The following is a 26,769-nucleotide window of genomic DNA, read 5'->3' as shown; positions in this document are numbered from 1 at the left end:
CCGTGTCTCAGTCCCAGTGTGGCCGTTCACCCTCTCAGGTCGGCTACGCATCGTCGCCTTGGTGAGCCGTTACCCCACCAACTAGCTAATGCGCCGCAGGCCCATCCGTAAGTGACAGATTGCTCCGCCTTTCATTATCTCACCATACGATGAAATAAATTATCCGGTATTAGCTACCGTTTCCGGTAGTTATCCCAGTCTTACGGGCAGGTTGCCTACGTGTTACTCACCCGTCCGCCGCTAACCATCAGGAGTGCAAGCACTCCGTCAAGTCCGCTCGACTTGCATGTATTAGGCACGCCGCCAGCGTTCGTCCTGAGCCAGGATCAAACTCTCCAATAAAGGATGAACAAATCATTCGATCAACGACCGAAGGATTTTTCATCCGAGATGGAAGGAGTCTCAAACCCGAAGGTAAGAGGTGTTCCATCAAGGTGTTTGACTTGCTCATTTTGAAACTGACGAGAAAATTAATTCTCTTAGGATGGAATTTCAATTGACACAAAGTCGATTTAAAATCCATCTATTTAATACTCACTCGTTGTTCAGTTTTCAAAGATCAACTTCACTTATCAATCCGGCGCTTCAAAATGGCCGGAATAATAATATACCATATCGATCTGTATGTTGGCAACCAGAAATACTTACCAACTCTCTGATCGTTCAGCCGTTTTTGCGGCCGGAATAATAATTTAACACATTCGCTTTTGAAGCACAAGTTATAATTTTTTCCAACCGGTTTAATTGATGTGTTCAACTTGACCGGACATTTATCTTAACATGACTGTTTTGATAATGCTAATTGTATATCCTTCCAGCTGTATCTCTATTTCGGATTCTTCTATATGAAGGTTCAGCATCTAGAAAAAAACCCGCGTTTCCGCGGATTTTGGACTTGAGACAATTAGCTGTTATTATTGTAGCGCCTTTGTAAAGACTTGAAACAAGACGCCGAACTTGTCGGTAACCATTCCGTAAGCCGGACTGAAAAAAGTCTTTTGCAGCGGCATCTCAATGATGCCTCCCTTGCACAAAGCATTAAAGATCCGCTCCGTTTTCTCCGCATCATCCGTAGTGAGGCAGATGGATAACATTCCGCCCATTTGCTGTTTCTGTCCGGGAAAAGCATCGGAGAACATAAACTCCGATTCTCCGACCTTCAACGACGCGTAAGACACGCGGTCTTTCATCTCCGGAGGCAAAGGAAATTCGGGGTTTTCCGGCATTTCGCCAAAAGTCTGCATATAAACGATCTCGGCTTCCAACGCTTCTTTATAAAAAGCGATAGCTTCTTTAGCGTTCCCATCCATCGTTAAGTACGGAGTTAATTGCATGGCCATGAGTTTCACGCTCCTCTTAAGTAGTCCATGCTATCATACAATCATTTCAAGTGGTTTTCCACTTGCTCCAACTTCAGCCGGTCTTCCTCCAGACTTTCTTTTGCCCGTTCTATCGGCTCTTGGTTCATACGCCCTTCAGCTTGGGCCACTGAGTTCTCCGCTTTGTTCAACGCATTGCGGGCGTTCTGCACCGTCTCCTCAGACGGATGGGATTGTGCCTGCTTCAAGGCCCGATGAAAATTCTCAACAGATTCCTGGGCGTGGGATATCGGGTTTTGCGATTGTAAACTGGAAAAGGGATTTTCCTGCACGATTATTACCTCCTCAAAATCGGTTTCTTCTTCTTTCCTAATCTGAGACAAAGCCGTGGATATTATACTTCAACGCCCATGTACCCACTCAGCGCGAACCCTCTCCCACTTCATTTTGCCCCTGTCCCCCCGTTCCCTTATAATTATTAAATTAAGGAGCTTTAACAGGGAGGAATTTTATAATGAAAGATTTCGACAAGTTATTGGAAAAATACGCCGAGTTGGTCGTAAAGGTAGGTGTAAATATACAGCCCGGGCAGGTTCTCATCGTTCAATCTCCGCTCGAGACCGTTCAATTCACCCGCTTAATTGTTTCCAAGGCTTATGAAGCCGGTGCAAAATATGTTCAAGTCGAATGGGATGATGAAATGATCTCACGCATTCGATACGAGAAGGCCCCGGATAATTCCTTTGAGTATTACCCAAAATGGCAGGCTGATATGATGGAGCAATTGGCCGAAGGCGGAGGCGCTCTACTGCACATTAAAGTTCCCGATCCCATGCTGCTTAAGGGAGTTGACGGAACGAAAGTATCTACAGCTGTTAAGGCTGCAGCCATGGCCCGTGAGAAATTTCAAGGCTACATTCGCACTAATAAAGTCAGTTGGTCGCTGATTAAGGCTCCGACTCAAGCTTGGGCAAACAAAGTATTTGCAGATCTGCCTGAGTCCGAACGGATTGATGCGATGTGGGAAGCGGTATTTTTAATGAACCGGGTTGGCAACGATGATCCCGTGGCCGCTTGGCAAGAACATATCGGCAATCTGAAACAAAGACAGAATTACATGAACAACAAACGCTATAAGCGCCTGCACTATCGAGCTCCTGGTACGGACCTCAAGGTGGAGCTTCCGGAAGGACATCTGTGGCTCGGGGGCGGCGATCACAATGAAGCTGGCGTCTATTTCGTAGCGAATATGCCGACCGAAGAAATTTACTCCATGCCCCATCGGACAGGGGTCAACGGAACAGTTACAAGCACTCTACCTCTTAATTTGAATGGACGGCTGGTGGAAGGCATCCAACTGACGTTTAAGGACGGAAAAGTAACGGACTATCAAGCGAAATCAGGTCGTGAGCACCTTACTTCCCTGCTCGCCACTGATGAAGGAGCTTCCTTCCTTGGCGAAATCGCGCTCGTACCGCATGACTCTCCAATATCGCGTTTGAATCGTATTTTTTACAACACGGGGGTAGATGAAAATGCCTCCTGCCACTTTGCGCTGGGCAGCTCTTATCCAGTGAATATTGAAGGGGGCACCAAACTTTCCAAACAGGAGCTTTTGGCTAAAGGGGCGAACGTCAGCTTAACGCATGTCGACTTTATGATCGGCTCGGCTGAATTAGACATCGATGGCGAACTGGAAGACGGAACGATCGAACCGGTTTTCCGCAAAGGGAACTGGGCTTAATATTTGAATCTTCCCATTAAAAAGATCATTGTCTATGCTCATCCATTGGATTAGCGAACGACAGTGATCTTTTTATTTTTGCACAAAAAGAAGACTCCGCGGTTTGGAAACCGCAGAGCCCTCTAAACGTGGGAAGCGATATTACGAGATTAAGCAATTTTCCAATTGCTAGGGTATTCTACCGGATAAGAAACGAAGCAATTTCTTTCGTCTCTTCCTTTTTCCAAGAGAGTTCATGGTGAATCAACGCCTTTCCGGAGCATAAAATATATGACATCCGTCTGCTTTTGATCATTACCACTTCCCACTTATCTTATATATAACCGTCACATCGTCCATGAATCAATTTTCCAAATAAAATCTACAATCGTTCGGCAATCCGTTCGGCTGTCTTTTGCCCGTTAGCGATACAGTCCGGAATACCGACTCCATAATAGGAGCAACCCGCCAAAAAAATACCTGGATAAGCTGCGGACATTTTCTTCTCCAGCGATTGCACCAGCTCATGATGCTTAATATGGTAATTCGGCATCTCCTCCAGCCACTTGGTCACCAAATGTGTGACTGGCTGAGCTTCAATACCTAAACTGCTTTTGATATCTTGAAGAGCGACCTGCAGCAGGTCCTCTTTTGACATACTTTGAAGCTTGCCGAACGACGATCCCGAGCTCTTATAGAATAGGCGCACCAAAAGACGGCTCTCTGCTGAAGTATGGCTCCATTTGCGGCTAGTCCAGGTACAAGCGTTGCATATAACATCTTCCGATTCCGATACGATAAAACCGGTCCCGTCCGCGGGCAATTGCTCGTCGGGAATATCGAAGCCGAGATACACGCTGATCATTGAGCTATTTTTTAATTCGTTAAAATCTTCGTTCAACTCAGAATCATTAAGAACGGATTGGGCCACGGCATGCGAAGTGGCAAGTACGGCGCAATCCGCTACAATCTCCCTTTGATCGGATAGCGTAATCGTATATTGCTCGCCCGACTTTGCAATCGATTCGGCTCCCACTCCAATTATAAATTCCGCCTCAGGTAGTTCGCTTTCCATCTTGTCTACCAAAGTCGAAACCCCGTTTTGAAAGGAGAAAAATTTACGGTCTCCCTTCCCCTTGAAAACCTGACGGTTTTCCGCCAATCCCTTCATGATACTGCCGTACTTGTTTTTGTAATCCAGCAAATAAGGAAGTGTAGATGCAATCGTAAGCTCATGGAGCTTGCCGGAATAAACCCCGGACAAAACGGGACCGATCTGCTTTTCCACAATCTCTTTGCCGAGAAAGGCTTCGAGAAATTGGCCTACCGAATCATTTTCGGTAAATTGTCCGTCGTTCGTTGTGTAGTAATCCTTTAAGGCTTCCACTTTTCCTTCGGCCGAAATCAGCTCGCTGTTCGCCAGCGATTCCAGGCTCAACGGGATACCGAACACCGCCTCTTCCGGAATCGGCTTCAGTCTGCCATCCGCGTATATGAACGATTTGCCTGTTGCATTATAGACAACCTCGTCCCGCAGGCCCAACTCGTCGATCAATTGATCCATATTAGGCTTCCTCGTCACGATCGAGTCTGCGCCAGCTTCCATGACAAAACCATTGCTTGAAATAGTATTGATTTTACCGCCCAATTTGCCGTAAGACTCCACGACCACAATGCGGGCATCCAGATTCCGCTCCTTAATCTCGCGATTCAGATAATAGGCCGCGGACATGCCTGTAATACCTCCGCCAATGATGACGACTGTTTTCAAATTGATTCCACCTCGATTAGAGAACTGTTTCACATACTAAATTACATGATACCCCAATTACGAAGCGGGAAACAATGATTGCAGTCACTTTGCGGCGGAAATGTGAAAACCCGGCCAGATTATGGCCGGGCTGTTTACTTATTGGTGATTCGTGCCTGTATAAATCAGTATGGCATCGCGCAGAAATTCCGCCGTACCCGGTCGGGTTTGATCGTAATAGGCCTTGAAGCGCTCATCGGCCACATACATTTGCGCTAACCCCGCATGTGCATCCTTGGAATATTGATCCCAATAAAAAGTGAGCCATTGCTTATGCAGATCAGCCGCCTGTTGTGCCGCTTCTCCGGCAGGGTCACCAGTTTGCATCCCTTCTGCCAAGGCTGCGAACATATCCCGTTCCAATCGCTGAACTTCCTCATATTCGGCTTCGGTCATATTTTTAAGCTTGGCATTCGATTTATCGACCGTTGCGTCGCCGTATTGCCCACGGATTTCCGCCCCGTATTTCGCTTCATTTTCATCAATCAGCTTCTGCTTGAAGCCTTCGAATTTTTCTTGATCCGTCATCGTTATTCTCCCTTCCTGCGCGGCAATCGTCTTGTCTACGTTGGCGATTAGCGCGTCTAATTGCTTCTTTTTGTCCAGGAGCCGTTCACGGTGTTCGATCAGCGCTTGGGTCCCGTCAAAGGATGGATCGGTGAGCAACATCTTGACTTGTTCCAGGGAAAAATCAAGCTCCCGATAAAACAAAATTTGCTGCAGCCGGTCTACCTCTGCCTGACCATAAATCCGATACCCGGATGAATTTATTCTCGCCGGCTTGAGAATATCAATTTCATCGTAGTATCGCAGCGTCCTCGTACTGATTCCCGCCAGACGCCCCAGCTTCTGAACCGTATATTCCATGTCATCGCCTCCCGACAACCCAAGTGTACTCCTTGACGTTGCGTCAAGGTCAACAACTAAAATAAATTTACCCTAAAAAGTGAAAGATCACACTAAGGCGCAGCACACGGCGTGCGGTGCTGAGTTATTAATCGAGAACGGACCATAGTCGTTAGTTACACCGATACACATTTGGAGTTAATGCGCCTATTGATGCTTTAGTCTCTTTAGCTAACCTTTGCGTTCTGATACCCTGATTCGCTCGTGTCGATCCAGTGCATCAAAGTTTCTCTGCTGTGTTTAGGTTTGAGGTTTGCTGTGGTTAATCTGTTGTGGTTACTTTGTTGTGTTTACTTGTTTTGGTTAGTTTGTTGTTCTAATTGTGTCCCTCGTGATCATTTTCTCTGTTGCGTTTAGTTTGTTGCGTTTAGTTTGTTGGGTTTAGTCTAATGTGTTAGTTTCCCTTTTTGTTTGGTTTCTCTGGCGTAGCTTGTTACTCCTGGTCGACTATTGTGCTCGGTTATCCAAGCTTGCGCTGATATGCTGATGTGCTAATGTTCTGGTCAACATTTCGACGATCCCATGCCTAACGGTCATGAGAGACCTTAAAGTACTAAAAAAGGTAAGTTTGAGCGGCTAACGGACATAGAAGACCTTATTTGTCTGGTTTGAGGCTCAATCTGCCGAATATCCTACTGTTAAGGTCTCTGGTGACCGTTAGATTTAAAAAGCGGCAAAAAAGAGCTGATTAACGTCTCTCATGTCCGTTAAAATTCCAAATCTGCTCAAACATCAGCTGATGATGACTTAAGTAAAACAAAAGCATATAAAAATCCCATCCTATAGAAATCAGGATGGGATAAACGATGTGAAAGCTATGCGACGAATCGCAGCTTACCAAGCGTAGGCTTGAGGCGCTTCTCCGCCAGGTCCGGGGAAGATTTCGTCCAGTCTTTTCAGCTCGGCTTCGCCGAGCTTGATGTCGACGACGCGCAGCGCGGTCTCCAGCTGCTCCAGCGTCCGCGGCCCGATAATCGGCGCGGTCATCGCCGGATGCGTCAGCGTCCAAGCCAGCGCGACGTTCGCTTCGCTCTCGCCGAGCTCGCGGCATAGCTGCTCGAATGCTTCCAACTGGGCGCGATGCTGCTCGACGCGCCCCGGGTTGTTTGCCCGCTTCGAGCCCGGCGCCGGACGCAAGGCATTCCCGCCGAGCAGGCCGCCGTCCAGCGGGCTCCAAGCGATGACGCCGATGCCATGCTCATCGGCAGCCGGCAGCACTTCCAGCTCTGGCAATCTGCAGAGCAGGCTGAATTTATGCTGCTCGGAGACCAATCCGAGCATCCCCTTCGCCTTCGCCTCGTATTGCGCCTTCACCAAGTCGCGTCCAGCAAAGTTACTGGAGCCGACATAGCCGATTTTCCCCTGATGCAGCGCAATATGGAACCCTTCCCAAAGCTCGTCCCAAGATACATTCCGGTCCACATGGTGCATCTGGTACAACTCGATGTGATCGGTTTGCAGACGGCGGAGCGATGCTTCCAAATGCCGGCGCATTTTATAGGAAGATAGCCCGGCCGCATTGTTCGGCCCGTCATTTGCGTCGTTCATTTCACCGTAAAACTTTGTGGCCAGCACAACCTTTTCCCGGCGTCCGCCGCCTTGCGCAAACCACTTGCCGATGATTTCTTCCGTTCTACCGGCATTTTCGCCCCAGCCATAAATATTGGCGGTATCAAAAAAGTTGATCCCCGCATCAACGGCCGCATCCATAATTTTGAACGCTTCGCTTTCTTCCGTATCGACTCCAAAGTTCATCGTTCCCAAGCACAGCTTGCTCACTTTTAATCCAGAACGTCCCAAATAGCTGTATTTCATATCGTTATCGCTCCTCGTGTATGTTTTATATTTTTCCTTCGCAGTAACCCAGCCCTCCACCACCTCCCTTCCATCTCGCTAACAATCTGGTATCATTAATGTAGCTTCAAATCTTTTTATCAAGAAAGGTAGATCCAATGAGTTCACCCTTAACACAGCGGATAATCAAACTGCTCTGCGGCCGCATCTCCTATGACCGGGGCGAGGCATATCTCCGGCAGAAAAAAGTGAGCTTCACGCATACCGATCCGGAATCCGGTCAATATCAGGCGAATGTGTACGGGACCGATTCGCATCGTGTATACGTGCATATCGATCTCAACGGAGATGTAAATGCTGAATGCAATTGCTCCGCCTTTATTTCATATAACAACTACTGCAAGCATATAGCAGCCGTACTTCTGGGCATACATGAGATGGAAAACGGCTCCTTTTCACCGGTGCATTCCATCTCATTACTGCATCAGGAAGACCGCTATGATTCAACCTCTCTATTAGAAGAGACAAACAATGGATTGGGGAGCAGGAACTTTCCTAAACCGCCAAACGGTTCGACGCGCGACGTCTGGCTGGCCCGCGATATGATGGGACTGTTCGATCCCAAAACGCCGCGGAGGAACCGGAGTGAAACTCGTTTTGACTCCCGTACCCGCATCCAGGCTGAGTTTATTTTGAAACTGGTGCCTTACGGGGCAGGCAGGCATATTTTCGGCATCGAGCTAAAAATCAGGAACAAACGGCTTTACATCGTAAAACAAGTCCGTGAATTTCTCGAATCGCTGGATGCTGGAAGACAGGTGCTCTTTTCCGAACATTTCACCTACGACCCGGCACTGCACAGCTTTGAACGCACCGACGACGACATCATCCGCCAACTGATTGCCGTCTCCCGAAATGAACGTCTTTATCGGGAAAGCCTCTCTGCTCAGAACAATTCGGTACGTCGTTCCAGCGGCGTTGAAGAACGAATACTGCTAATTCCTCCTTATGCGTGGAACCAGATGCTCCCGAAACTGCTGGCGGCTGCGTCCGTAAAAATTGAACCGAAACGTGGTCCGGCTTGGAACCTGAGCTTGTCCGATGAACCTCTTCCGGTAATGTACTATTTCGACCAGTCCGACGAGGAAGGATATCGGCTTGGCGTTCAAGGGCTTGATGAGCTTACGATCCTGGAACCGTACGGGCTCGTGCTGGCCGACAAGAACCTGCTGAAGCTTCCGGAAGACGGCTGCCGCCGTTTGGCCGAAATAAAAAACATGCTGGAAGCCTCGCGCCGGCAGCATATCCGAATTGCCTCCGAACAAATCGAACCGTTCATGCAAAAAGTGCTTCCCGGCCTCCTGAAGCTTGGAAACGTAGAGATTGCGGACTCCGTCGCGGACCGCATGGTTCAAACGCCGCTCAAAGCTCGGCTCTATCTGGACCGAGTACGGAATCGCCTGCTGGCCGGTCTCGAATTCCAATACGGGGATATCGTATTGAATCCCTTAGAAGAAGGAACCGGCAGAGGCAGCGAGCTCATCGTGCTGCGAGACGACGAAACGGAACGAAGCATCCTCGATTTGATGGATGAGAGCGACTTTACAAGAACGGAAAGCGGATATTTCCTTGTCGATGAAGATGCGGAATACGACTTCCTCGTGCATGTCGTGCCAAGGCTGGAACAAATGCTGGACGTCTACGCCACTTCGGCGGTCAAGGTCCGCATACGGCCGGTGTCTGCTCCTCCCAAAGTATCCGTCCGGCTCGGCGAACGTACGGATTGGCTGGAGATCTCGTTTGACTTGAACGGAATTTCCGAACAGGACATTCGCGGTGTGCTGGAGGCGCTGGAAGTGAAGCGTAAGTATTACCGCCTCCCCGATGGGGCGCTGATGCCGCTTGATAGCGAAGAATTCAAGCATATCGTTAATTTCATGAACGAAATTGGTCCACATCGGCTGTTCGAGGACGGAACCGGATTTACCGTCCCAGTGACCAGAGGACTGCATCTGTTGGAGGAACAACGTTACGGCAACACGATCAAGCTTGGAAAGAGCTTCCGCCAACTGCTGCATCACATCAAAAATCCGGACAACCTGGATTTTCCCGTACCCGAATCCTTGGCCCCGGTGCTGCGCGATTATCAGGCCTATGGATATCACTGGATGAAAATGCTTGCTTACTACCGCTTTGGCGGCATCCTGGCGGACGACATGGGACTGGGAAAAACGCTGCAAAGCATCGCTTTCCTCGTCTCCGTTTTGCCGGAAATCCGGGCTCAGGAGCTGCCCGCCATCATCGTCGCTCCCGCATCGCTGGTGTACAACTGGCGGAACGAGCTCAAGAAATTCGCTCCGGAAATCCGCTGTGCGATCGCCGATGGAAGCAAGGGAGAACGCCTTCGAATCCTTAACAACACGCGGGATACCGATGTGGTGATCACCTCTTATCCGCTGCTGCGCATGGACATAGAACAGTTTGCCGCCAAGTCGTTCCACACGCTCTTTCTCGACGAAGCCCAAACGTTCAAGAACTATACGACTCAGACGGCGCATGCGGTCAAGGCCTTACAGGCCAAGCACCGCTTTGCTCTCACAGGTACACCGGTCGAAAATGCGCTGGAGGAACTTTGGTCGATTTTTGATGCCGTATTCCCGACCTTGTTCCAAAACCGTAAGCAATTCAATGATTTGACTCGAGAACAGGTCGCCAAAATGATTCGTCCTTTCCTGCTCCGCCGCCTGAAGACCGACGTGTTAAAAGAGCTTCCCGAGAAGATTGAATCCGTGCAGGCATCGGAATTGCTGCCGGAACAGAAGAAGCTGTACGCCGCCTTTTTGGCTCAACTTCAGCAAGAAACCTTGAAGCATTTGAACGAGGACAGCTTCCAGAAGCACCGCATCCGGATTTTAGCCGGATTAACCCGGCTGCGCCAGCTATGCTGCCATCCCGCCTTATTTGTGGACAACTATGAGGGCAGCTCCGCTAAATTTGAACAGTTGCTGGAAATCGTCGAAGAGTGCCGCAGCGCAGGGAAACGGATGCTGATTTTTTCCCAATTCACCGAAATGCTTGGCATGATTGGCAAAGAGCTAGGATACAGAGGCGTACCTTTCTTCTATCTTGATGGAAAAACGCCGGGTTCCGAGCGAGTCGAGCTTTGCACCCGATATAATGAGGGCGAGCGCGACCTGTTCCTGATTTCTTTGAAAGCCGGAGGAACTGGGCTTAATCTGACCGGGGCGGACACCGTCATTCTTTATGACCTGTGGTGGAACCCTGCGGTCGAACAGCAGGCGGCCGACCGGGCTCACCGGATCGGGCAGACCAATATCGTTCACGTCATCCGCCTGGTTACTGAAGATACCGTTGAAGAAAAAATGTACGAGCTCCAGCAAAAGAAGAAAGACCTGATCGACGAAATCATTCAACCGGGACAGGAAGCCGTATCCTCTCTGACCGAGCAGGAAATACGCGATATTTTAATGATTTGAGCCATGTTAAAATAATTAACGAATTTAGGTTACTTCCTCCCGATTATACTTTCTTCTATTCACATTAATGAATGTCGGGATGTTTGTTCTTCATGTCATTATGTAATAAACAAGCCGGACTGGACACACTCCAGACCCGGCTTGTTTTGATGTTGCCTGTTATTTTATGGCGAAGACGTCCCGTAAACCTCAAATTCGTACAGCGAGTAACCGTAGGGGGTTCCTCTTTCCGAGCCTAACATTCTCACGTAACGTGCATTATGTGGCGAAAAATCGATCTCATCCACTCCCCCATTACCATCTGTCGTTGAATTTACATCCGTCCATTGGACCGGGGTACCGCTCGAATCTGTCGAGACCTGTATCTTATATTGCTTGGCGTATGCAGCTTCCCACTTCAGCGTCACGCCGGAGATGCTTTGCACACTCCCGAGATCCACGTAAATCCATTCCGGATCGCTTCCTTCATTACTGGCCCAACGCGACATCAGATTGCCGTCAAATGCTTTGTCAGCTTCAAATCCTGAGCCCTCGATCGAGCTGGATACGGCCGGCTTGTTCAAGGCGAGGTTTATGATCGGCTGCTCTGCCTGCCCCTCCGGCACCCACCAATTGCCCGTGATAAATAACAAATTCAGCAAATTATAAGTATCGCTAAAATAGTCCTCGCGCTTGTTCTTCATCCAGTCCCAACCGGCGTTAATCCAGGCCTGATTAGCACTGTCGGCGGTTCCGGCCGAAATAAAGGGCGCTACGAACACGGCAGTTGCATAATCGCCAATGGCGGTGCCTTTCAAATTGTAGCCGTTCTTGATATTGGCCGGCGAGCCGTTGGCCTTTGTCTTGATCCAGCCGGTTATCTTATCTGCAGCGGCTTTACCTCTCGGATCCCCGTAGAAGGCGTAGTCCATCACTACTCTTAACGGAAATCGGCTGGCGTTATAATAATATTGATTTGTTTCCTTAAATTCATCCAGATACCATTCAGGGGCCGGTTTCGGCGGATTGCCTACCACAAAATCGGATACCAGCCCGGTTGTCGGCGAATAGGCGGCTGTGAACTGATCATATACCGAATATAAATTGTCGATGACCTGGATCCATCCCGCATCTCCGGTCACCTCATAAAATGCTCGAAAATGACTCAACATCCAATCGGAGGGTCTGGTATTCAAAGCATCCTTGGCATCCCAGTCGCCAAGATTAAGTCTGTTGTTCGTTGTGACATAGCTTACTTTGATACCGTCATTGATCATTGTTCGGGCTTCGTCTAAATAATTAACGGCCCCATCCGAGCCCCACTGCTGATGAGCCAGAATTAACGAATAGGCAATATCAAGATCGCCGTCGGTAGCCGAACCGAAATGGCCTTGGGCTTTAGGACTGTCAGCGACAACCCAACCCATCAGATGGGGATTGCCCGAACTCTTGTAAGCGCGTGCAGTTTTAAACAAACCGTTGTAAATATTCTGTGCATTGGGGTCATGGCCGGCCATCAAAACCGTTATGATCATGCCGTACCCTTGACCTTCGGAGGATCCCAGCGCTTTGAAGCCCTCCGGATCTCCGGTAATATCTCCCTTGACATAATATCCTCCGGGGAGTGAGGACAAATCATGCTTCAAATACGTGGCCTTCCAGTAATCGTAATAATCGGAGACAGATTTGTTCATCGCATTTTGAGTAACATGGCTCGGTTTGATCATTCCGGGGTAATCGACTTGCTGGGGAAAAGGTTTACTTATTCCGGCGGCGTACGAGGTCTGTGCTGGGATCCCAAAACCCGCGGGGAGCAGGAGCGCAAGCGCAAGAAGCATCTTCAGCACCTTCGGCTTTCCATGGCGGATTGGGAGCGCCTTTGTCCTTGTTAAATCCATGATCATTCCTCCTTAAGTAGTAAATAAATGAACTACGCTAGCGGAAGATGTCTTAGCAAGGATGTCCTATAAAGGCATCATATTACAATTTCAGGTAAATATAAACCACTTGAGCTCCACGTCTGTAAAGAATGTTTGTAAATAGCGGTAACGGGTAACTATAAATAAGGAATTACCACAGAACAGTCACAGAAGGAGGACATTAACATGCCACATCAAGATAATCAATCTTTTCAAGATGAAGCAGAACTGCGGAATAAACCGGATCATGAAGGGGATTCCCTTGCTGAAAAGAAAAAAATGGAGAACGGCGTAGATATCGAGCCCGAGGCCGATGAATGGGTTGCCAAACCGGTAGCCTTTACTGAATCGGACAGTAAAAAAGAATAGATTGCAAATCACAACCGCCCGGAATACCGGGCGGTTTTTAATTATGCTGTTATATAAAGCGAACCGGAAGGGCTAAAACCTGCCTTAGTCGAATAATTGATTAATGAATAGTAAATTCTTGTTATGAAACGGAGAGGATAAGCATGGGGGTGTTTGCGGACGATTTGCTGCAGGACAAGGTTGTTTTAATCACCGGCGGAGGAACCGGCCTCGGGCGGGCCATGGGCAGCAGATTTCTGGAATTGGGAGCGAAACTCGCCATATGCGGCCGGCGTGAGGATATGCTAATTCAAACAGCGGAAGACCTTGGAACGGAACATAATGAGATATTCTATAAAAGTTGCGATGTAAGAGATCCCGACCAGGTTCAAGCCCTTGTGGCTGCCGTAGAGGAACGATTCGGCCGCATCGATGTGCTCGTCAATAATGCAGCAGGAAACTTTATCAGCCCTACGGAACGTTTGTCCCATCGTGCCGTAGACGCCGTACTGGGCATCGTGCTTCACGGCACATTTTACATGACGCTCGAAGTCGGAAAGAGCTGGATCGGCCGTCAGCAATCCGGAACGATGCTGAATATTGTGACCACTTATGCCAACACAGGGTCGGGATACGTTGTCCCTTCCGCTGCAGCGAAGGCCGGCGTTCTGGCATTAACCCGCTCCCTCGCCGTTGAATGGGCACCTTATGGAATTCGGCAAGTGGCGATCGCCCCGGGCCCGTTTCCGACGGATGGGGCCTCCTCTCGCCTCTCTCCTACACCGGCTCTGGAAGAAAAAATGATGTCTCGCCTCCCCCTTGGTCGAACCGGGTCACCGGAGGAACTGGCGGACTTGGCCGCATTCCTCGTTTCGGATGCCGCCAGCTATATCAACGGTGAAGTCGTTACCATAGATGGCGGGGAATGGCTGCGCGGTGCCGGCCAGTTTAACGATCTTTCTTCCGTCAGCCCCGAAGAGTGGGATCGTCTCGCAGAATTGACCCGTAAGGGAAACAAAAAATAAAGCAGGCTTGCTACAGCAAGCCTGCCTTCCTTAGAAAACCTTTAACTAAATAAATTTGATAGCGGACCCGATCCGCTTTAGCTAAACTCCAGCAAGTTTCTACCGTCACAGCCCGAGCTTTTAACAACCGGGCTGCCGCTGTGCGGGACGAGCCCGGCAGTTCATGTAACCGGAGATTAAAATGATGAGACTTCTTGGAAATCGTGCGATTTATGTCTTTAATCAAGCGCCGGGCTTGGGGAATACTGCGATTACCGGGGTTGGTAATCAGCGTTTGTCCGAGACTGCTGGCGCGAACCTGGGATAATCCGTTTGCTTCGTGTAAATCCAGATACCACTCCAAGCCGTAACGCTTGGCTAATTGATACAAGGCGCCCGCTAAGGGATGACGGGCGGCCATGCCGGATTTGCGGGGAAAAGTGCGGTTTAAATCTGGTACGCCGCGGATGTTTTTCCGGAATGCACTCTGATTTACAATCGGGACGATTATTAATGTCCCTTTGCGAATTTTGAGATGTTGCGTCAGAAACTGATTCGCCAATTGCTGAGCTGCCGCTACACTAGCTCTTTCGTTACCGTGAATCCCCGACACGACCATGACATGCGGTCCTTTGCTCTCCCCTCGGATCACATAGTACGGCGTAGCGTAAGGCGTTGAAGCAGCCAAGGTTAGTCTTTGAACCGGCATGAGACTTCACCTCCCCCGACCTGATAGGTATTTATATGCAAGGTCAGGACAAGAGGCTTGGACGGGAGTTTATTCCTGCGGCCTTTTATTCCGCCGGATCATCATCACCATAAGTAATAAAGCAGGCATTGCCATTTGAATATACGGGTAATATCTATTTAACACGAGATCTATTCCCACCCACAAATGATGGGAAAAGTTAGGGGATATGAAAGAAGCGGAATAAACCATCAAGCCTACGGGGATTACCCATTTTTTGTAGCCTGTCGCGGTGATCTGAGAGAATCCAATCGCTGCCCCGATATAGAATAAAAGTATTTTCGTACCCAAACCAATGAAAAGTACGAGTACAAACAAGACATCCATTCTTTCAAACACTTCCGCAAGTTCGATTAATTGTACAACTTGCAGCAAAGGAAATACAGTCATTTCGACAATCGTCGGACCCAGCACAAGCAAATTAATTTGATTGATGACGATTAAAGCGACTGCAACAACTATATACGTGATAAGAACTGAGGCGCGGAGATGCTTCGCTTTTTTTACGAGCGGAAAGAATACGAGAAATAACAGCGTCTGCGCAAACGGAAAAGAAACAATTTCCGGAACGGCAGCATCCCATACAGGCTTTATCCCGTTTTCAAGAACAGGCAGCATATATTCAAATTTAATCATGCCTTCTCCCGCAATCATAATGACCAATAGGAAATAGCTTACGATCACAATAGGAAGCAAGACTACGCATACCAAAAATACCATATGAATGCCATAACGTGCACTGTTGGCAAGGACCAGTAAGGTAATTAGCATAATGATCGGCAATGGAGTCCGATTAAGTAGCGCAAATGCACCAAGCTCTCCTAAATCCCTGAGATTTCGCGAGGATTCATAAGCAAAATACAAGGCAAAAATAAGAGCAAAGATGGTACCTATCCACTTTCCCAGATAATGACGGCATAACTCGAATAAATCCCTTTCCGAATCTCTCCGGTAAATGCCCAAGTAAATCAGGAGCAATAGAAAGCCTAATCCTGCGCCAATCAGCATAGCAATCCAAGCATCCTGTTTCGCTTCTACACCCATTTGGAACAGCGTCGTACTACCGACTTCAAACAAAATCAAGCCTGCAATCAACTCAAAGTTTCTGCTTTTTCCAGAACTCATTTCATTCAACCCTTCTACCGATTGTTCAGTTCAACTTCCATCTTTCCAATCAAATTCCTTGGTGAGATTTTTGAATGATTTTTTAAATAATCCCGGGCGCTTTACTGATACTTTAACTTGAACATCGAGCTCGATATTTTCATAATGCTCCGGCCAAGAACCTTTAATCTTCCTCCAGTCATTCGGATATTTCCGGTGCACTTTATCAGCAAATCCAGGCAAATCAACTCGCATTTTTTTTAAAGCCTTCCAACCGATATCAATATAATCGAGAATTTCCTTTTCTATGTTTCTCTCGATGATTCGGATGCTCTCCGGCTTGGTCAGATCATCCTTACATTGAAATTCCAACAGATTTCCGGCGGCTTTTATTCTAATTTTCATTTTATAATGGTCTCCTACCTTTTCCGGCGTAACCTTTGTTTTGGAAGTTATGACGCGGAACGAGGAGTTTTTATGCTGTAAATCATCTTGTGTACAGCCGAAAGAAATCGTACTCCCCTTTACCTGATCCGATAGCCAGGAGATTCCAAAGCTTTCCTGGCGATTCATCCATCCTACAAAATGTTCCCTGCGGAAAACCCCTAAACGTGAAATTTTTAGCTTACCCGGTGAGGATGTCAATTTCTCAGCTTCCTGTGATTCCAGTTCTCTACTTTCCCCGCCCGTAAATCGGATCTCGGGTACGCCGGCCGCTCCGGAATCGGAAGTAATCTTTTGTGCCAACTGATACATTTTGATTAAAGGAAAAATTGAGGAAAAGCTGGTTTCTTTTCGTAAAATTTCAGATAGAGCCGCACCCGGCATTTTTTCTGGAGGAATTAACTTTTTAAGAATATCCTTTGCTTTTCCATCAGTGATAGCAACAAGTACCGTCTCCCGGGCATCAATATTCCGGAAATACAGGTCAAGGATTTGCATTAACCCTTCCTTCGCCGCTTCCTTACCGATGATCAAAACGTCCGTATGCCCAAAATACAGCCTACGCGGGTTTTCAACATAACCCAGGTCCGCAGCTTCGCGAATGGTTTCCCCTTTAGTAGAAAAGACATGTATACTCGGATTCGCCCCTCCCCCTCCGCCGCCTTGGCCGGTCCCTACGCTGGACGGAACGATGATTTGATAAGACATCACCCATTTTCCATCCTGTCTGTCAAATCCGGTGGCGATCGTAATACCGATTTCATTCAATTCCGTACGGTTCCAACATCCAGTTATCATCAAGCAGACGATTAGTATGATGCAGCCTAAAACAGCTTGACGCATGGGTTCAACCTCCTATTTTTCCTTCCGGCCCTCTTTTCCCGCAGAAGGCTGCCGCATCTTATTTTGCATACTGATATAGGCAGGACGTGTCTTCATGAATGGCCAAGGGACCCGGATAAACACGTCTTTAAGATTGGACATGCTGAGCGGAGCTACTGGCAAAAAATAAGGGACACCGAATGAGCTTAATGAAACAAGATGAATAAAGAGCGGGATAATTCCCGCGAGAATTCCGAATAACCCGAAACTCCCCGCCAGCAGCATTAGAGCGAATCGGACAAGCCGGGCAGCTGCGGACATGCTGAATGTCGGAATAACAAAGCTTGAAATAGCGGTGAAGGAAACGATGATAACCATCGCTGCGGAGACAAGCCCAGCCTGAACTGCCGCTTGTCCTAAAACAAGCGCTCCGACGATGGAAATCGCCGGTCCGACGACCCGGGGCATACGAACGCCAGCTTCCCGAATGACTTCGAAAGTCAATTCCATGATTAAAGCTTCCAACAATGCGGGGAGGGGGGTCCCTTCCCGTTGTGCGGCCAGACTAATTAACAAAGTTGTCGGGATCATCTCCTGCTGGAAGGTTGTTACGGCGATGTATATAGATGGAAGTAGCAAGGCGCTTATAAATGAAAATAGACGAATCAGGCGGAGAAACGAGGAAATATCGTATCTTTGATAATAATCTTCGCTGGATAAGAAAAATTTGAAAAAAGTAACCGGTAAGAGAAGCACAAATGGCGTACCATCCACAAGAACCGCTACAAGACCTTCCAGCAGGTTGCCAGCGACGCTGTCCGGCCGCTCCGTGTTCATCACCGTCGGAAACGGAGTAAACGACACGTCTTGAATAAATTCCTCAATATATCCGCTCTCCAGAATGCTATCCGTTTGTATGGCGCCAAGACGCGCAAATACCTCTTTCACTACATCGGGATTTGCAATACCCTGAATATAAGCAACACTAACTCGCGTCTGAGTAAGACTGCCGATAAATCGATCTTCAAATCTCAAATCTGCCGATCGGATTCTGCGTCGCAGCAGCGATATATTGGTTGAAATATCTTCGGTAAATCCCTCTTTCGGTCCGCGAATGACCGTTTGGGAGGAAGGTTCTTCAATAGCCCTTCTCATTCCACCGGGCAAAGAAACTGTGAAAGCCTCTTTTATGCCATCTATCAATACAACGGAATCCCCCCCCAATATTGCTTGAATTACCTCGGATTTTGTGAGGGCCAGCTTCGTGTCTCTTGCGGGCAAATCCTCTTTAACATTTCGAAAAGGATCCTTGACCATGATGCCGTTGATGTCCTCTTGACCAATTTTTATAATAAGATCATTTAACTGAGTCTGATCAACCAAGCCATCAATGTAACAAATTGCAGCATATGCGGCGTTTTCTCCCGGATGAACAAACTCCCGTATGATAAAATCTGAGCTTCCGCCTAAAGTCTGCCGGAGTACAGTAAGCTTTTCCGACAATGAGGATGTGAGATTCACCGATTCTTCCTGACCGGATATTCCTTGGTCTATCGACACAGGGTCTTGGAGTTTTGCGTTTTTTTGCTTCTTCAATCTTAAGCGGAAGTGTCCAAGCTTGTTCATACGCGCAACCTCCTGTAACAATGTGGTATCTTGTAATATACCCTTAGCCAATTTCTGTATACTCTTAGGAGATAGCAGATAAAAAAGCCTAAGCATTTCGCTTAGGCTTTGAACATATTCGTTTCTACTCCATTATTAATTTTCTATAGTAGCTGCTTTACTCTTATCCCTGGACACAAAGTAGACGACTAAATACAGGACGATAAACAGCACCATAAAACCCGCGGAATATCGGTACATTTCAGCGTAATTCGTAACCGAAGCAATGGCACCCAGTAGGATCGCGCCGATCGCCACACCGAAATCGGTAGAGTTATAAAACATACTGTTGGCCGCCCCATATTGATCCGGGGAAGAAGTGCGCAGCATCCAAGCCTGAATCGTCGGCTGAATCGCTCCAAATCCAAGCCCGTACAACAATGCCGACACGATCAATAACGGCAGCGACGTTGCGAAGGACAACACCGTCATGCTGGCCACCACGAGCAGCGCTGCGGGAAGTAATACGGCCGCATGTCCTCTGCGGTCAAACACCCGGCCGGAAATCGGACGGATAATAATGATGGTGACCGCATTAAACAGGAAGAACAGACCTACCTGCTCCAGATGGACGAATTCTCCGAACAGTGCGATAAAGCTGAGCAGCCCGCTATATGTAATAGACAAGACTACATTAAGCAATGCCGGAAAAATCAGCTTACGATTGAAACGCCCCCGTTCCGCCTGCTTGACTTCCCCGCCGCTCGGTTCAATCCGAGGAGCCGCCGGTAGCGAGCGGGTAAGCAAGAGGATCGGAATAATTAAAACAACAGTTACCGTCCCAATCACGGTAAGCGTGCCGAAACTCGACTGTTTCATCACATTCAAACCGATCATCGGTCCGACGGACATCGCCAGGCTGGTAGACAAGCCGAAATACCCGATTCCTTCACCCATACGGCGAAGCGGGATGATTTGCGAAACTAGGGTCGGAAGAATTGTGCTGGCAATTCCGAACCCGATGCCATATCCTGCTCGCATAACTAATAGCGTGCCCACGGATCCGGCGAACACATAGATGCCGGTTGTAACGGCCGCAATCACCAGACCGGCAAACAGCAGTGCATTACGGGATAGTTTTCTCAGTAAAGCCGCCGTCATAAATCGCGTAACGATGGCAGAAAGAGCAAATACGCTTGTTACCAGACTTACCTGCAAATCGCCGGCTTGAAATTCATTTTTAACGTAGGCCGGAAATGACGATAATAACATCTGTAGATTTAAAAATAATAAAAACGCACAAAGCGTTAATGAAATAAACGATTTTGTCCATAAGATTCCCTGTTGTTCTTCTTGATGCATATTTTCTCTCCTATCTCCTGTCTATTCCTTCTCGTTAGTATCTATTATTTGTGTGACATGTTCATTGATCCGCAATAGAAATTCCGTAAGCAGGGCATACTCTTCGGAAGACAAACAGCGTTTGACCTCTTCCGTTACTCCCTCCTCGATGGGTAATGTTTCGCGAATCAGTTCCTTTCCCCGTTCTGTGCTGTAAACAAGGAAAGATCTTCGGTCCTGCAGGCCCGTTTGTTTGTACACCAGACCTTTGCTTTCCAGATGATCCAGAATGCGTGTCGTGGTCGGCTTATCCTTTCCGGTCCGCGACGCAATTTCGCGCTGAATCATTCCTTCGGAACGGTCAATCTGATGCAGAACCGACCATTGTTCAGGCGTAATGTCATGTTCTTTCAATCTTTTTTGCAATAGAGTCGCTATTTTTCTGTAAGTGACACCCATAATAAAACCAATGGCCAAATTTCCGCTTTGGTCTAGTGTAGTCATTTGAATGTTCCTTTCACTCTTGAATAATAGTTGCATAGACAACTATATAAAAGACAACTATATTTGTCAAGTCGTCTTGCAACGTGTAAAACCCGCCAAGGCTTTATCCCGGGCGGGCTAATAAGGAAGTCGTCATGCTGTTTAGGTAAAATAAGTTTAATGTCAGGTTAGGTAACCCGAAAAGTCCCTGTACCGAACGCACAGAGCGTGCCATCCTCCAGTCTGGAGAACGCCTGAGCGGTAATCGACTTGCGAGAAGAATGAAGCAGCTCGGCGGTAGTCGTGATGCGCCCTTGCCCGGCTTTGGCAACATAGTTCATATTGAGGTTTGTGGTGACCACGCTTGCCTCCGGCTTGGCAATCATGGCCAGCATGCCCATAGCCGAATCGATCACTGAAGCATACACTCCGCCATGAACAATGCCGATCAAATTCAAATGATGACGCTGGATTTCAAACGACACGACAACCTGCCGGTCATTCACCGTTTCGATCGTGCATCCGAGTACGTCCCAGAATGTGCCTGCCGCCGCCCGATTCCACTCCTCCCATTTCGGGTGCCTCCGAAATGAATCCGCTTCCATGATTTTGTCCTCCTCGCCGCTTGTCATCTACGTCGTCACGTCTAAACTGTTTTGCTTGCCTCATCCTTTATCGAAATTCACGCTGTCCTGTTCGCTATTGTTTCGCGCAGCTTCTTCTTCGATCAACTTCCGGCGCAGCACTTTACCGGCCAGCGTCTTGGGAAGACTATACCTGAATTCGTAAACCTTCGGGACCTTATAGGCGGCGAGCTTCTCCTTGCACCATTGCTTCAGTTCATCCGCATCCGGCACCGCTCCAGCCCTAGGCACAATATATGCCTTCACCGTCTCGCCCCGATAAGGGTCAAAAATTCCGGCGACGATTGCTTCCTCCACATCGGGATGCTCGAAAAGCACCTCCTCCACCTCCCGGGGATAAATGTTGTAACCACCCGCGATAATGAGGTCTTTTCTTCGGTCCAAAATATAGAAATACCCGTCTTCATCCATTCTCCCCAGGTCCCCGGTCAACAGCCAGCCGTCCTTTAGGCATTTGTAGGTTTCCTCGGGCTGATTCCAGTATCCCTTCATCACCTGAGGACCCTTGACCGCAAGCTCCCCGATTTCCCCGAGGGGAACTTCTTCAAGCGTATCCGGCTGAACGATTTTAGCGTCGGTATCTGGAAAAGGAATGCCGATCGAGCCGGTCTTTCGTTTCTCCCAAATGTTATTGGCATGCGTCACCGGGGACGCCTCCGTTAGCCCGTAGCCTTCGATCAGCTTGCCTCCGGTAATCGTCTCGAATCGGGTCTGAACTTCCAGGGGCAGCGAAGCTGCCCCGCTGATGCAGACATTGATTGAAGATAAATCATAACTCCCAATCGCCTGATGATTGATAATCGCCACATACATGGTCGGCGCTCCGGGGAACACCGTCGGCTTCTTTTTATGGATCGTCTGAAGCACCTGGTTAATCTCAAACCGGGGAACGAGAATCAGCGTTCCGCCGAGGGCGACAGCCTGGTTCAGCAGTACAGTCAAACCGAATACGTGAAAAAACGGCAGCGCGGCCATATACCGTTCCATACCTTGCCTGGAGCGATAGAACCACAGCTTGGTTTGCAGGGTATTGGCGACCAGATTGGAATGAGTCAGCATGACCCCTTTCGCAAACCCGGTCGTTCCTCCTGTATATTGCAGCAGCGCAAGGTCTTTGTCCGCACTCACTGGTACCTGAATCGGATCGCCCGAAGATTGCTTCAGCAATTCCTTAAAGGATAGTACTTGCTCGTTATAGGTCACGTGCGCGGCCATGCCGTCTTTTTTGGCTTTGATCGGATACAGCAAGTTTTTCGGAAACGGCAGCGCATCTTGAATGGAAGTCACAAGGATAAATTCCAAAGGCTTTGTGCCCATCGAGTTCTGCACCCTTTGGACAAGCGCGTCCAAGGTAACGATCAGGCGAGCTCCCGAGTCCGTCAATTGGTGCTCCAGCTCCCGAGGCATGTACAGAGGATTGGTCATCACAACGATGCCGCCGATCAGAAGCGTACCATAGTAGGCGATGACCGCCTGCGGACAATTCGGAAGCATAATCGCTACACGGTCCCCCTTGTTAATTCCGAGGCGCTGCAGCGTTCGGGCAAACCGATAACTTTTTTCCAACAGCTCGGCATACGTCATTTTTTTTCCCAGAAAATCAAGCGCATGCACCTGTGGATAGCGTTCTGCTGTTTGAATAAGAAACTGGGCTAAATTTTGCTTCGGATAATTATAGGTCGGTGGTACTTCGACAGGATAATGTCTTAACCATGGCTTGTTGGACAACATCGCCTTACCTCCCATCCGATCAGCTTCATTACACCACGTACTTCTCCGCCTCAATAACTTTGGATGCAATTTGGCGTTTCAGTTCAAGCGTATTTACGGCGGAGCGTTTCGTCAACTTTTTAAGCACGGATAGCTGCGTGCGGAGCACATCACCGGACTCCATGGCCGCGAGCACCTCTTTTGCCCAGGCTTCGATCCAGCCAAACTGCTCCTGGACAAACGCTACCGTCATAGCGATTGCGAGCCCGGCCTTGTCTTCTCCGGAACGGTCGATACATTTTTTAGTTCGGGAGAGAGCGCTTTCCATCGCAAAAATCGAAATCATGATATCCGCCAAATGGCTCAAAATTTCCTGCTCCTGCTCCAGCTTCAACTGGTATTTTTGCACCGCTTGAGCTCCGGTCATCAGGAAGATCTTTTTCGCCATGGCAAGGAGATGTGTCTCCGGCTCTAACGTCCCTTCGAACTCCTGCGTCGGCATAGGCTCCATCAATTCCGCCTGAAGCTTCATCGCTTTTTGCATCAGAGGCAGCTCGCCCTTCATCGCCCGTTTGACCAGTGTTCCCGGAATGAGCAGCCGGTTGATTTCATTCGTTCCTTCAAAAATCCGGTTAATCCGCGAGTCGCGGTAAATCCGTTCAATCGGGTACTCTTGAATGAAGCCGTAACCGCCGTGAATCTGGACACCTTCATCCGCCACGAAATCCAGCGCCTCGGACCCGAATACCTTGTTGATGGAGCATTCCAACTGGTATTCCGCAATCGCTTTGGCGGACTGGTAGCCGACATCCGCGCTGCCATGATCCACCTCGGCCAGACTAATATCAAACAGCCCGGCAGTCCGGTAGACCATGCTCTCCAGTACAAAGGTGCGGATATTCATCTCTGCCAGCTTTTTACCGATGAGCGGAAAGGATGAGATTTTACGGCCGAATTGACTCCGTTCATTAGCATATGCGGAACTGAGCTCGATGGCATCCTTCGCCGCGCCAACACACCCGGCAGCCAGTTTGAAACGCCCGATGTTCAGAATGTTGAACGCGATCAAATGACCTTTGCCTACTTCCCACAGCAGATTCTCTACCGGCACCTTAACATCCTCAAGGATCAACGGACAGGTGGACGAGCCCTTGATGCCCATTTTCTTCTCTTCCGGTCCGATACTGACGCCGTCCATTTCCCGCTCCACGATGAATGTGCTGAAATCCTTGCCGTCGACCTTGGCATACACGATAAAAATATCAGCAAACCCCGCATTTGTGATAAATTGCTTCGTGCCGTTCAGCACATAATGCGAACCGTCTTCCGACAGCTTCGCCGTCGTTTTGGCACCGAGCGCATCCGACCCGGAGGACGGTTCCGTCAGGCAGTAGGCGGCGATTTTCTCGCCGGTGGCCAGCAGCGGCAAATATTTTTGTTTCTGGGCTTCGGTGCCGAAATAAACGATCGGCAGTGTCCCGATGCCGACATGTGCGCCAAAGGAGAGCGCAAAGGAGGAAGCCTTCGTCAGCTTTTCATTAATCAGCGTCGTGCTCACTTTATCCAGCCCCATGCCCCCGTATGCTTCGGGAACATCAGCTCCAAGCAAACCCAGCTCACCGGCTTTGTTCAAGAGCTCCACCGTCAGCTTGTAATCCAGCTTTTCGACCTCTTCATCGCGGGAAGCGACCTCGCCTTCCACAAACTGCTCCGTCGTTTCCGCGATCATCCGCTGCTCTTCGGTAAAATCCTCCGGCGTCACGATCCCCCGGTAGTCCACATCCTCAATGACAAAGCTGCCGCCCAGTACTTTGCTTTTGCTTATCGTCTCATGACTCACTTGCGATCCTCTCCTTTGGTTTGAATTTGGAGCAATAATCTGAGGCATAAATATGAGCACAATTATGATCAAACATTTGGAGTATTCATTTGGCATTCATTTGGAGCAAAGATTGGAAGCTTACAAATGGAGCGTTCCATCTATGCTTACTTTCGAGCTTTTCTCTGCCAGCTTTATCTGCTAACGAACCGTACAATGCTTATTCAGAGAAAAATGACCTTTTTCCAGATCTAACGAACTCCAGCGGCGCTATTGAGTAAATTTATGCTCAATAAGTACCACTTTTCTCGAAATAAGGTTACTGAGGTTCGTTAGAATCTCAAATTGCCGTTTTTTTGCCAAATAAGGTTCGCTGAGTTCGTTAGGGTGCATAGTGGACGCATCGGGGCTAATCCCTGGGCCATCATAGGTGCGTCGCGAGTGCTTTATGAGTGCATTGAGTGCATCGTATACTCCGTGTTCTTCCTTAGTGCAGAACTTTAGCTTGCTTTCAGGCCTTTTCCCTGCTAACGAACAGCACTGTGCTTCATCCCTAAGCATGAACCTCGAACACGCCAGCCGCGCCCATTCCTCCCCCGATGCACATGGACACCACGCCGTATCCGCCTCCACGGCGGCGAAGCTCGTTGATCAGCGTGGCGGTGAGTTTGGTTCCGGTGCAGCCGAGCGGATGGCCAAGGGCAATCGCTCCGCCGTTGACATTGACTTTGTCTTCGTCGATGCCGAGCTCGCGGATGATGTGCAGGCACTGCGACGCGAAGGCCTCGTTTATTTCGAAAAGCGAGACGTCGTCCAGGCTGATGCCCGCCATCTCAAGCGCCTTCGGAATCGCCTTCACTGGGCCGACGCCCATCAATTCCGGCTCTACGCCGGCCAAAGCGAAGGAGCGAAACGTCGCGAGCGGCTTCAAGCCGAGCTGGTTGGCGCGCTCTCGGCTCATGAGGGCAACCGCGGCCGCACCGTCGCTCATCTGCGACGTATTTCCCGCTGTTACCGTGCCGCCGGCTTTAAAGCCGGGCTTCAGCTTCGCCAAAGCTTCCGGCGTTGTATCCGTCCTAACCCCCTCATCGGTATCGAAAACGACTGTGTTCCGTACCAGTTTTCCGCTGTCCCCAATTTGGGAGAGCTCCGCCTGAATCGGAACGATCTCTTCTTTAAACCTCCCCTCGGCAATCGCCTTCGCCGCTTTCATATGCGAGCGGAATGCGAATTCATCCTGATCTTCACGGGAGATGCCAAACTTCTCCGCCACCCGTTCGGCCGTATGTCCCATGGCCATATACACTTCCGGCATCTCATCCACAATTCTCGGATTCGGCGATACCTTGAACCCGGTCATCGGCACATGGCTCATGCTTTCGACGCCTCCAGCGATCATTATTTCCGCATGACCGAGCATGATCCGCTCCGCAGCAGAGGCGATCGATTGCAGACCGGAGGAGCAAAACCGGTTGATCGTAATTGCGGGAACCGTCACCGGAAATCCGGCATACAGCGACATGATACGGGCAAAATTAAGCCCCTGCTCACCTTCAGGCATCGCGCAGCCGATGATGATATCATCCACATCCTCTTTATTCAGCCCCGGCGCCCGTTCAACGACGGCTTCCAACACCGCTTTCCCGAGATCGTCGGCACGGGTCTGTGCCAAACTGCCCCGCTTGGCCTTGCCCACCGCCGTTCGTGCCATAGACACAATCACTGCTTCTTTCATAAACTCACCCTCCCT

20 protein-coding genes, 1 rRNA gene and 1 pseudogene are annotated in these 26,769 nt (G+C 49.1%); 4 read left to right on the top strand and 18 right to left on the bottom strand.

Going from position 1 to position 26,769, the window contains the following annotated elements; all coding sequences use genetic code 11:
- From KJS57_RS07565 to KJS57_RS07555, 3 genes are all read right to left on the bottom strand, one after another.
- Nucleotides 1-342, bottom strand: a 16S ribosomal RNA gene (locus KJS57_RS07565); the annotation flags it as partial.
- Between the two features lie 572 nt (nt 343-914).
- Nucleotides 915-1,340, bottom strand: coding sequence for a VOC family protein (locus tag KJS57_RS07560; RefSeq protein ID WP_213654277.1), 426 nt, complete (start codon nt 1,338-1,340; stop codon nt 915-917).
- Nucleotides 1,341-1,381: 41 nt separating this feature from the next.
- On the bottom strand, nt 1,382-1,651 hold the full coding sequence (locus KJS57_RS07555) for a hypothetical protein (protein WP_211024155.1): 270 nt from the start codon (nt 1,649-1,651) through the stop codon (nt 1,382-1,384).
- A gap of 182 nt (nt 1,652-1,833) precedes the next feature.
- On the opposite strand from KJS57_RS07555, the gene KJS57_RS07550 reads away from it, so the two are divergent.
- Nucleotides 1,834-3,063 carry an aminopeptidase gene (locus KJS57_RS07550; protein WP_213654276.1) on the top strand — a complete coding sequence of 410 codons (1,230 nt, stop codon included), beginning with the start codon at nt 1,834-1,836 and terminating at the stop codon, nt 3,061-3,063.
- A gap of 361 nt (nt 3,064-3,424) precedes the next feature.
- Here the strand turns inward: KJS57_RS07550 and hemG are convergent, their stop codons facing one another.
- From hemG to KJS57_RS07535, 3 genes are all read right to left on the bottom strand, one after another.
- Entirely contained in the window at nt 3,425-4,813 is a 1,389-nt protein-coding gene (hemG, locus tag KJS57_RS07545) for a protoporphyrinogen oxidase (protein ID WP_213654275.1), read from the bottom strand.
- A gap of 138 nt (nt 4,814-4,951) precedes the next feature.
- Entirely contained in the window at nt 4,952-5,719 is a 768-nt protein-coding gene (locus KJS57_RS07540) for a MerR family transcriptional regulator (protein WP_213654274.1), read from the bottom strand.
- An 873-nt stretch (nt 5,720-6,592) separates the two neighbouring features.
- A complete protein-coding gene (locus tag KJS57_RS07535) occupies nt 6,593-7,573 on the bottom strand; it encodes an aldo/keto reductase (RefSeq protein WP_213654273.1) in 981 nt (326 codons plus the stop codon).
- 137 nt (nt 7,574-7,710) lie between these two features.
- On the opposite strand from KJS57_RS07535, the gene KJS57_RS07530 reads away from it, so the two are divergent.
- On the top strand, nt 7,711-11,049 hold the full coding sequence (locus tag KJS57_RS07530; protein WP_213654272.1) for a DEAD/DEAH box helicase: 3,339 nt from the start codon (nt 7,711-7,713) through the stop codon (nt 11,047-11,049).
- 164 nt (nt 11,050-11,213) lie between these two features.
- On the opposite strand, the gene KJS57_RS26405 is transcribed toward KJS57_RS07530, so the two are convergent.
- Nucleotides 11,214-11,612, bottom strand: a complete 399-nt coding sequence (locus KJS57_RS26405) for a discoidin domain-containing protein (RefSeq protein WP_280520368.1) — start codon at nt 11,610-11,612, stop codon at nt 11,214-11,216.
- Between the two features lie 6 nt (nt 11,613-11,618).
- A pseudogene (locus tag KJS57_RS07525) lies at nt 11,619-12,866 on the bottom strand (family 8 glycosyl hydrolase); the annotation flags it as partial.
- A 267-nt stretch (nt 12,867-13,133) separates the two neighbouring features.
- Here KJS57_RS07525 and KJS57_RS07520 point away from each other — a divergent pair.
- Both KJS57_RS07520 and KJS57_RS07515 read left to right on the top strand, forming a co-directional pair.
- Nucleotides 13,134-13,316, top strand: a complete 183-nt coding sequence (locus KJS57_RS07520) for a hypothetical protein (protein ID WP_211024140.1) — start codon at nt 13,134-13,136, stop codon at nt 13,314-13,316.
- Nucleotides 13,317-13,459: 143 nt separating this feature from the next.
- The gene (locus KJS57_RS07515) at nt 13,460-14,320 is read left to right on the top strand and encodes an SDR family oxidoreductase (protein WP_213654270.1); all 861 of its coding nucleotides are present in this window, start codon (nt 13,460-13,462) and stop codon (nt 14,318-14,320) included.
- A gap of 10 nt (nt 14,321-14,330) precedes the next feature.
- Here the strand turns inward: KJS57_RS07515 and KJS57_RS07510 are convergent, their stop codons facing one another.
- The 10 genes from KJS57_RS07510 to KJS57_RS07465 form a co-directional block, all read right to left on the bottom strand.
- Nucleotides 14,331-15,008: a succinylglutamate desuccinylase/aspartoacylase family protein gene (locus KJS57_RS07510; protein ID WP_213654269.1), complete on the bottom strand. Its 678-nt coding sequence runs from the start codon at nt 15,006-15,008 to the stop codon at nt 14,331-14,333.
- Between the two features lie 69 nt (nt 15,009-15,077).
- Nucleotides 15,078-16,172, bottom strand: coding sequence for a GerAB/ArcD/ProY family transporter (locus KJS57_RS07505; protein ID WP_213654268.1), 1,095 nt, complete (start codon nt 16,170-16,172; stop codon nt 15,078-15,080).
- 30 nt (nt 16,173-16,202) lie between these two features.
- On the bottom strand, nt 16,203-17,438 hold the full coding sequence (locus KJS57_RS07500) for a Ger(x)C family spore germination protein (protein ID WP_213654267.1): 1,236 nt from the start codon (nt 17,436-17,438) through the stop codon (nt 16,203-16,205).
- A gap of 12 nt (nt 17,439-17,450) precedes the next feature.
- Entirely contained in the window at nt 17,451-19,043 is a 1,593-nt protein-coding gene (locus KJS57_RS07495; RefSeq protein ID WP_213654266.1) for a spore germination protein, read from the bottom strand.
- Between the two features lie 135 nt (nt 19,044-19,178).
- Entirely contained in the window at nt 19,179-20,384 is a 1,206-nt protein-coding gene (locus KJS57_RS07490) for an MFS transporter (protein WP_213654265.1), read from the bottom strand.
- A gap of 21 nt (nt 20,385-20,405) precedes the next feature.
- Entirely contained in the window at nt 20,406-20,867 is a 462-nt protein-coding gene (locus KJS57_RS07485; RefSeq protein ID WP_213654264.1) for a MarR family winged helix-turn-helix transcriptional regulator, read from the bottom strand.
- A 167-nt stretch (nt 20,868-21,034) separates the two neighbouring features.
- The gene (locus KJS57_RS07480) at nt 21,035-21,451 is read right to left on the bottom strand and encodes a PaaI family thioesterase (protein WP_211024123.1); all 417 of its coding nucleotides are present in this window, start codon (nt 21,449-21,451) and stop codon (nt 21,035-21,037) included.
- A gap of 60 nt (nt 21,452-21,511) precedes the next feature.
- Nucleotides 21,512-23,221 (bottom strand): AMP-binding protein, encoded by a 1,710-nt coding sequence (locus KJS57_RS07475; protein WP_213654263.1) that lies wholly within the window; start codon nt 23,219-23,221, stop codon nt 21,512-21,514.
- A gap of 28 nt (nt 23,222-23,249) precedes the next feature.
- Nucleotides 23,250-25,040: an acyl-CoA dehydrogenase FadE gene (locus KJS57_RS07470; RefSeq protein ID WP_373316810.1), complete on the bottom strand. Its 1,791-nt coding sequence runs from the start codon at nt 25,038-25,040 to the stop codon at nt 23,250-23,252.
- A 532-nt stretch (nt 25,041-25,572) separates the two neighbouring features.
- Nucleotides 25,573-26,754, bottom strand: coding sequence for an acetyl-CoA C-acetyltransferase (locus KJS57_RS07465; protein ID WP_213654261.1), 1,182 nt, complete (start codon nt 26,752-26,754; stop codon nt 25,573-25,575).
- Nucleotides 26,755-26,769 lie beyond the last annotated feature (15 nt).

The organism is Paenibacillus vini, from assembly GCF_018403325.1.
In the GTDB taxonomy this organism is placed as follows: Bacteria; Bacillota; Bacilli; order Paenibacillales; family Paenibacillaceae; genus Fontibacillus; species Fontibacillus vini.
The sequence above is the reverse complement of the archived record's forward strand: the minus strand, read 5'-3'. Positions and strand labels throughout refer to the sequence as shown.

Bases quoted from the DNA above. Each gene is read 5' to 3' on its own strand.
- KJS57_RS07510 (WP_213654269.1), bottom strand. From the start codon at position 15,008: ATGCCGGTTCAAAGACTAACCTTGGCTGCTTCAACGCCTTACGCTACG.
- KJS57_RS07480 (WP_211024123.1), bottom strand. From the start codon at position 21,451: ATGGAAGCGGATTCATTTCGGAGGCACCCGAAATGGGAGGAGTGGAAT.
- KJS57_RS07550 (WP_213654276.1), top strand. From the start codon at position 1,834: ATGAAAGATTTCGACAAGTTATTGGAAAAATACGCCGAGTTGGTCGTA.
- KJS57_RS07515 (WP_213654270.1), top strand. From the start codon at position 13,460: ATGGGGGTGTTTGCGGACGATTTGCTGCAGGACAAGGTTGTTTTAATC.
- KJS57_RS07530 (WP_213654272.1), top strand. From the start codon at position 7,711: ATGAGTTCACCCTTAACACAGCGGATAATCAAACTGCTCTGCGGCCGC.
- KJS57_RS07495 (WP_213654266.1), bottom strand. From the start codon at position 19,043: ATGAACAAGCTTGGACACTTCCGCTTAAGATTGAAGAAGCAAAAAAAC.
- KJS57_RS07490 (WP_213654265.1), bottom strand. From the start codon at position 20,384: ATGCATCAAGAAGAACAACAGGGAATCTTATGGACAAAATCGTTTATT.
- KJS57_RS07535 (WP_213654273.1), bottom strand. From the start codon at position 7,573: ATGAAATACAGCTATTTGGGACGTTCTGGATTAAAAGTGAGCAAGCTG.
- KJS57_RS07465 (WP_213654261.1), bottom strand. From the start codon at position 26,754: ATGAAAGAAGCAGTGATTGTGTCTATGGCACGAACGGCGGTGGGCAAG.
- KJS57_RS07485 (WP_213654264.1), bottom strand. From the start codon at position 20,867: ATGACTACACTAGACCAAAGCGGAAATTTGGCCATTGGTTTTATTATG.
- KJS57_RS07500 (WP_213654267.1), bottom strand. From the start codon at position 17,438: ATGCGTCAAGCTGTTTTAGGCTGCATCATACTAATCGTCTGCTTGATG.
- KJS57_RS07560 (WP_213654277.1), bottom strand. From the start codon at position 1,340: ATGGCCATGCAATTAACTCCGTACTTAACGATGGATGGGAACGCTAAA.
- KJS57_RS07540 (WP_213654274.1), bottom strand. From the start codon at position 5,719: ATGGAATATACGGTTCAGAAGCTGGGGCGTCTGGCGGGAATCAGTACG.
- KJS57_RS07475 (WP_213654263.1), bottom strand. From the start codon at position 23,221: ATGTTGTCCAACAAGCCATGGTTAAGACATTATCCTGTCGAAGTACCA.
- KJS57_RS07520 (WP_211024140.1), top strand. From the start codon at position 13,134: ATGCCACATCAAGATAATCAATCTTTTCAAGATGAAGCAGAACTGCGG.
- KJS57_RS07505 (WP_213654268.1), bottom strand. From the start codon at position 16,172: ATGAGTTCTGGAAAAAGCAGAAACTTTGAGTTGATTGCAGGCTTGATT.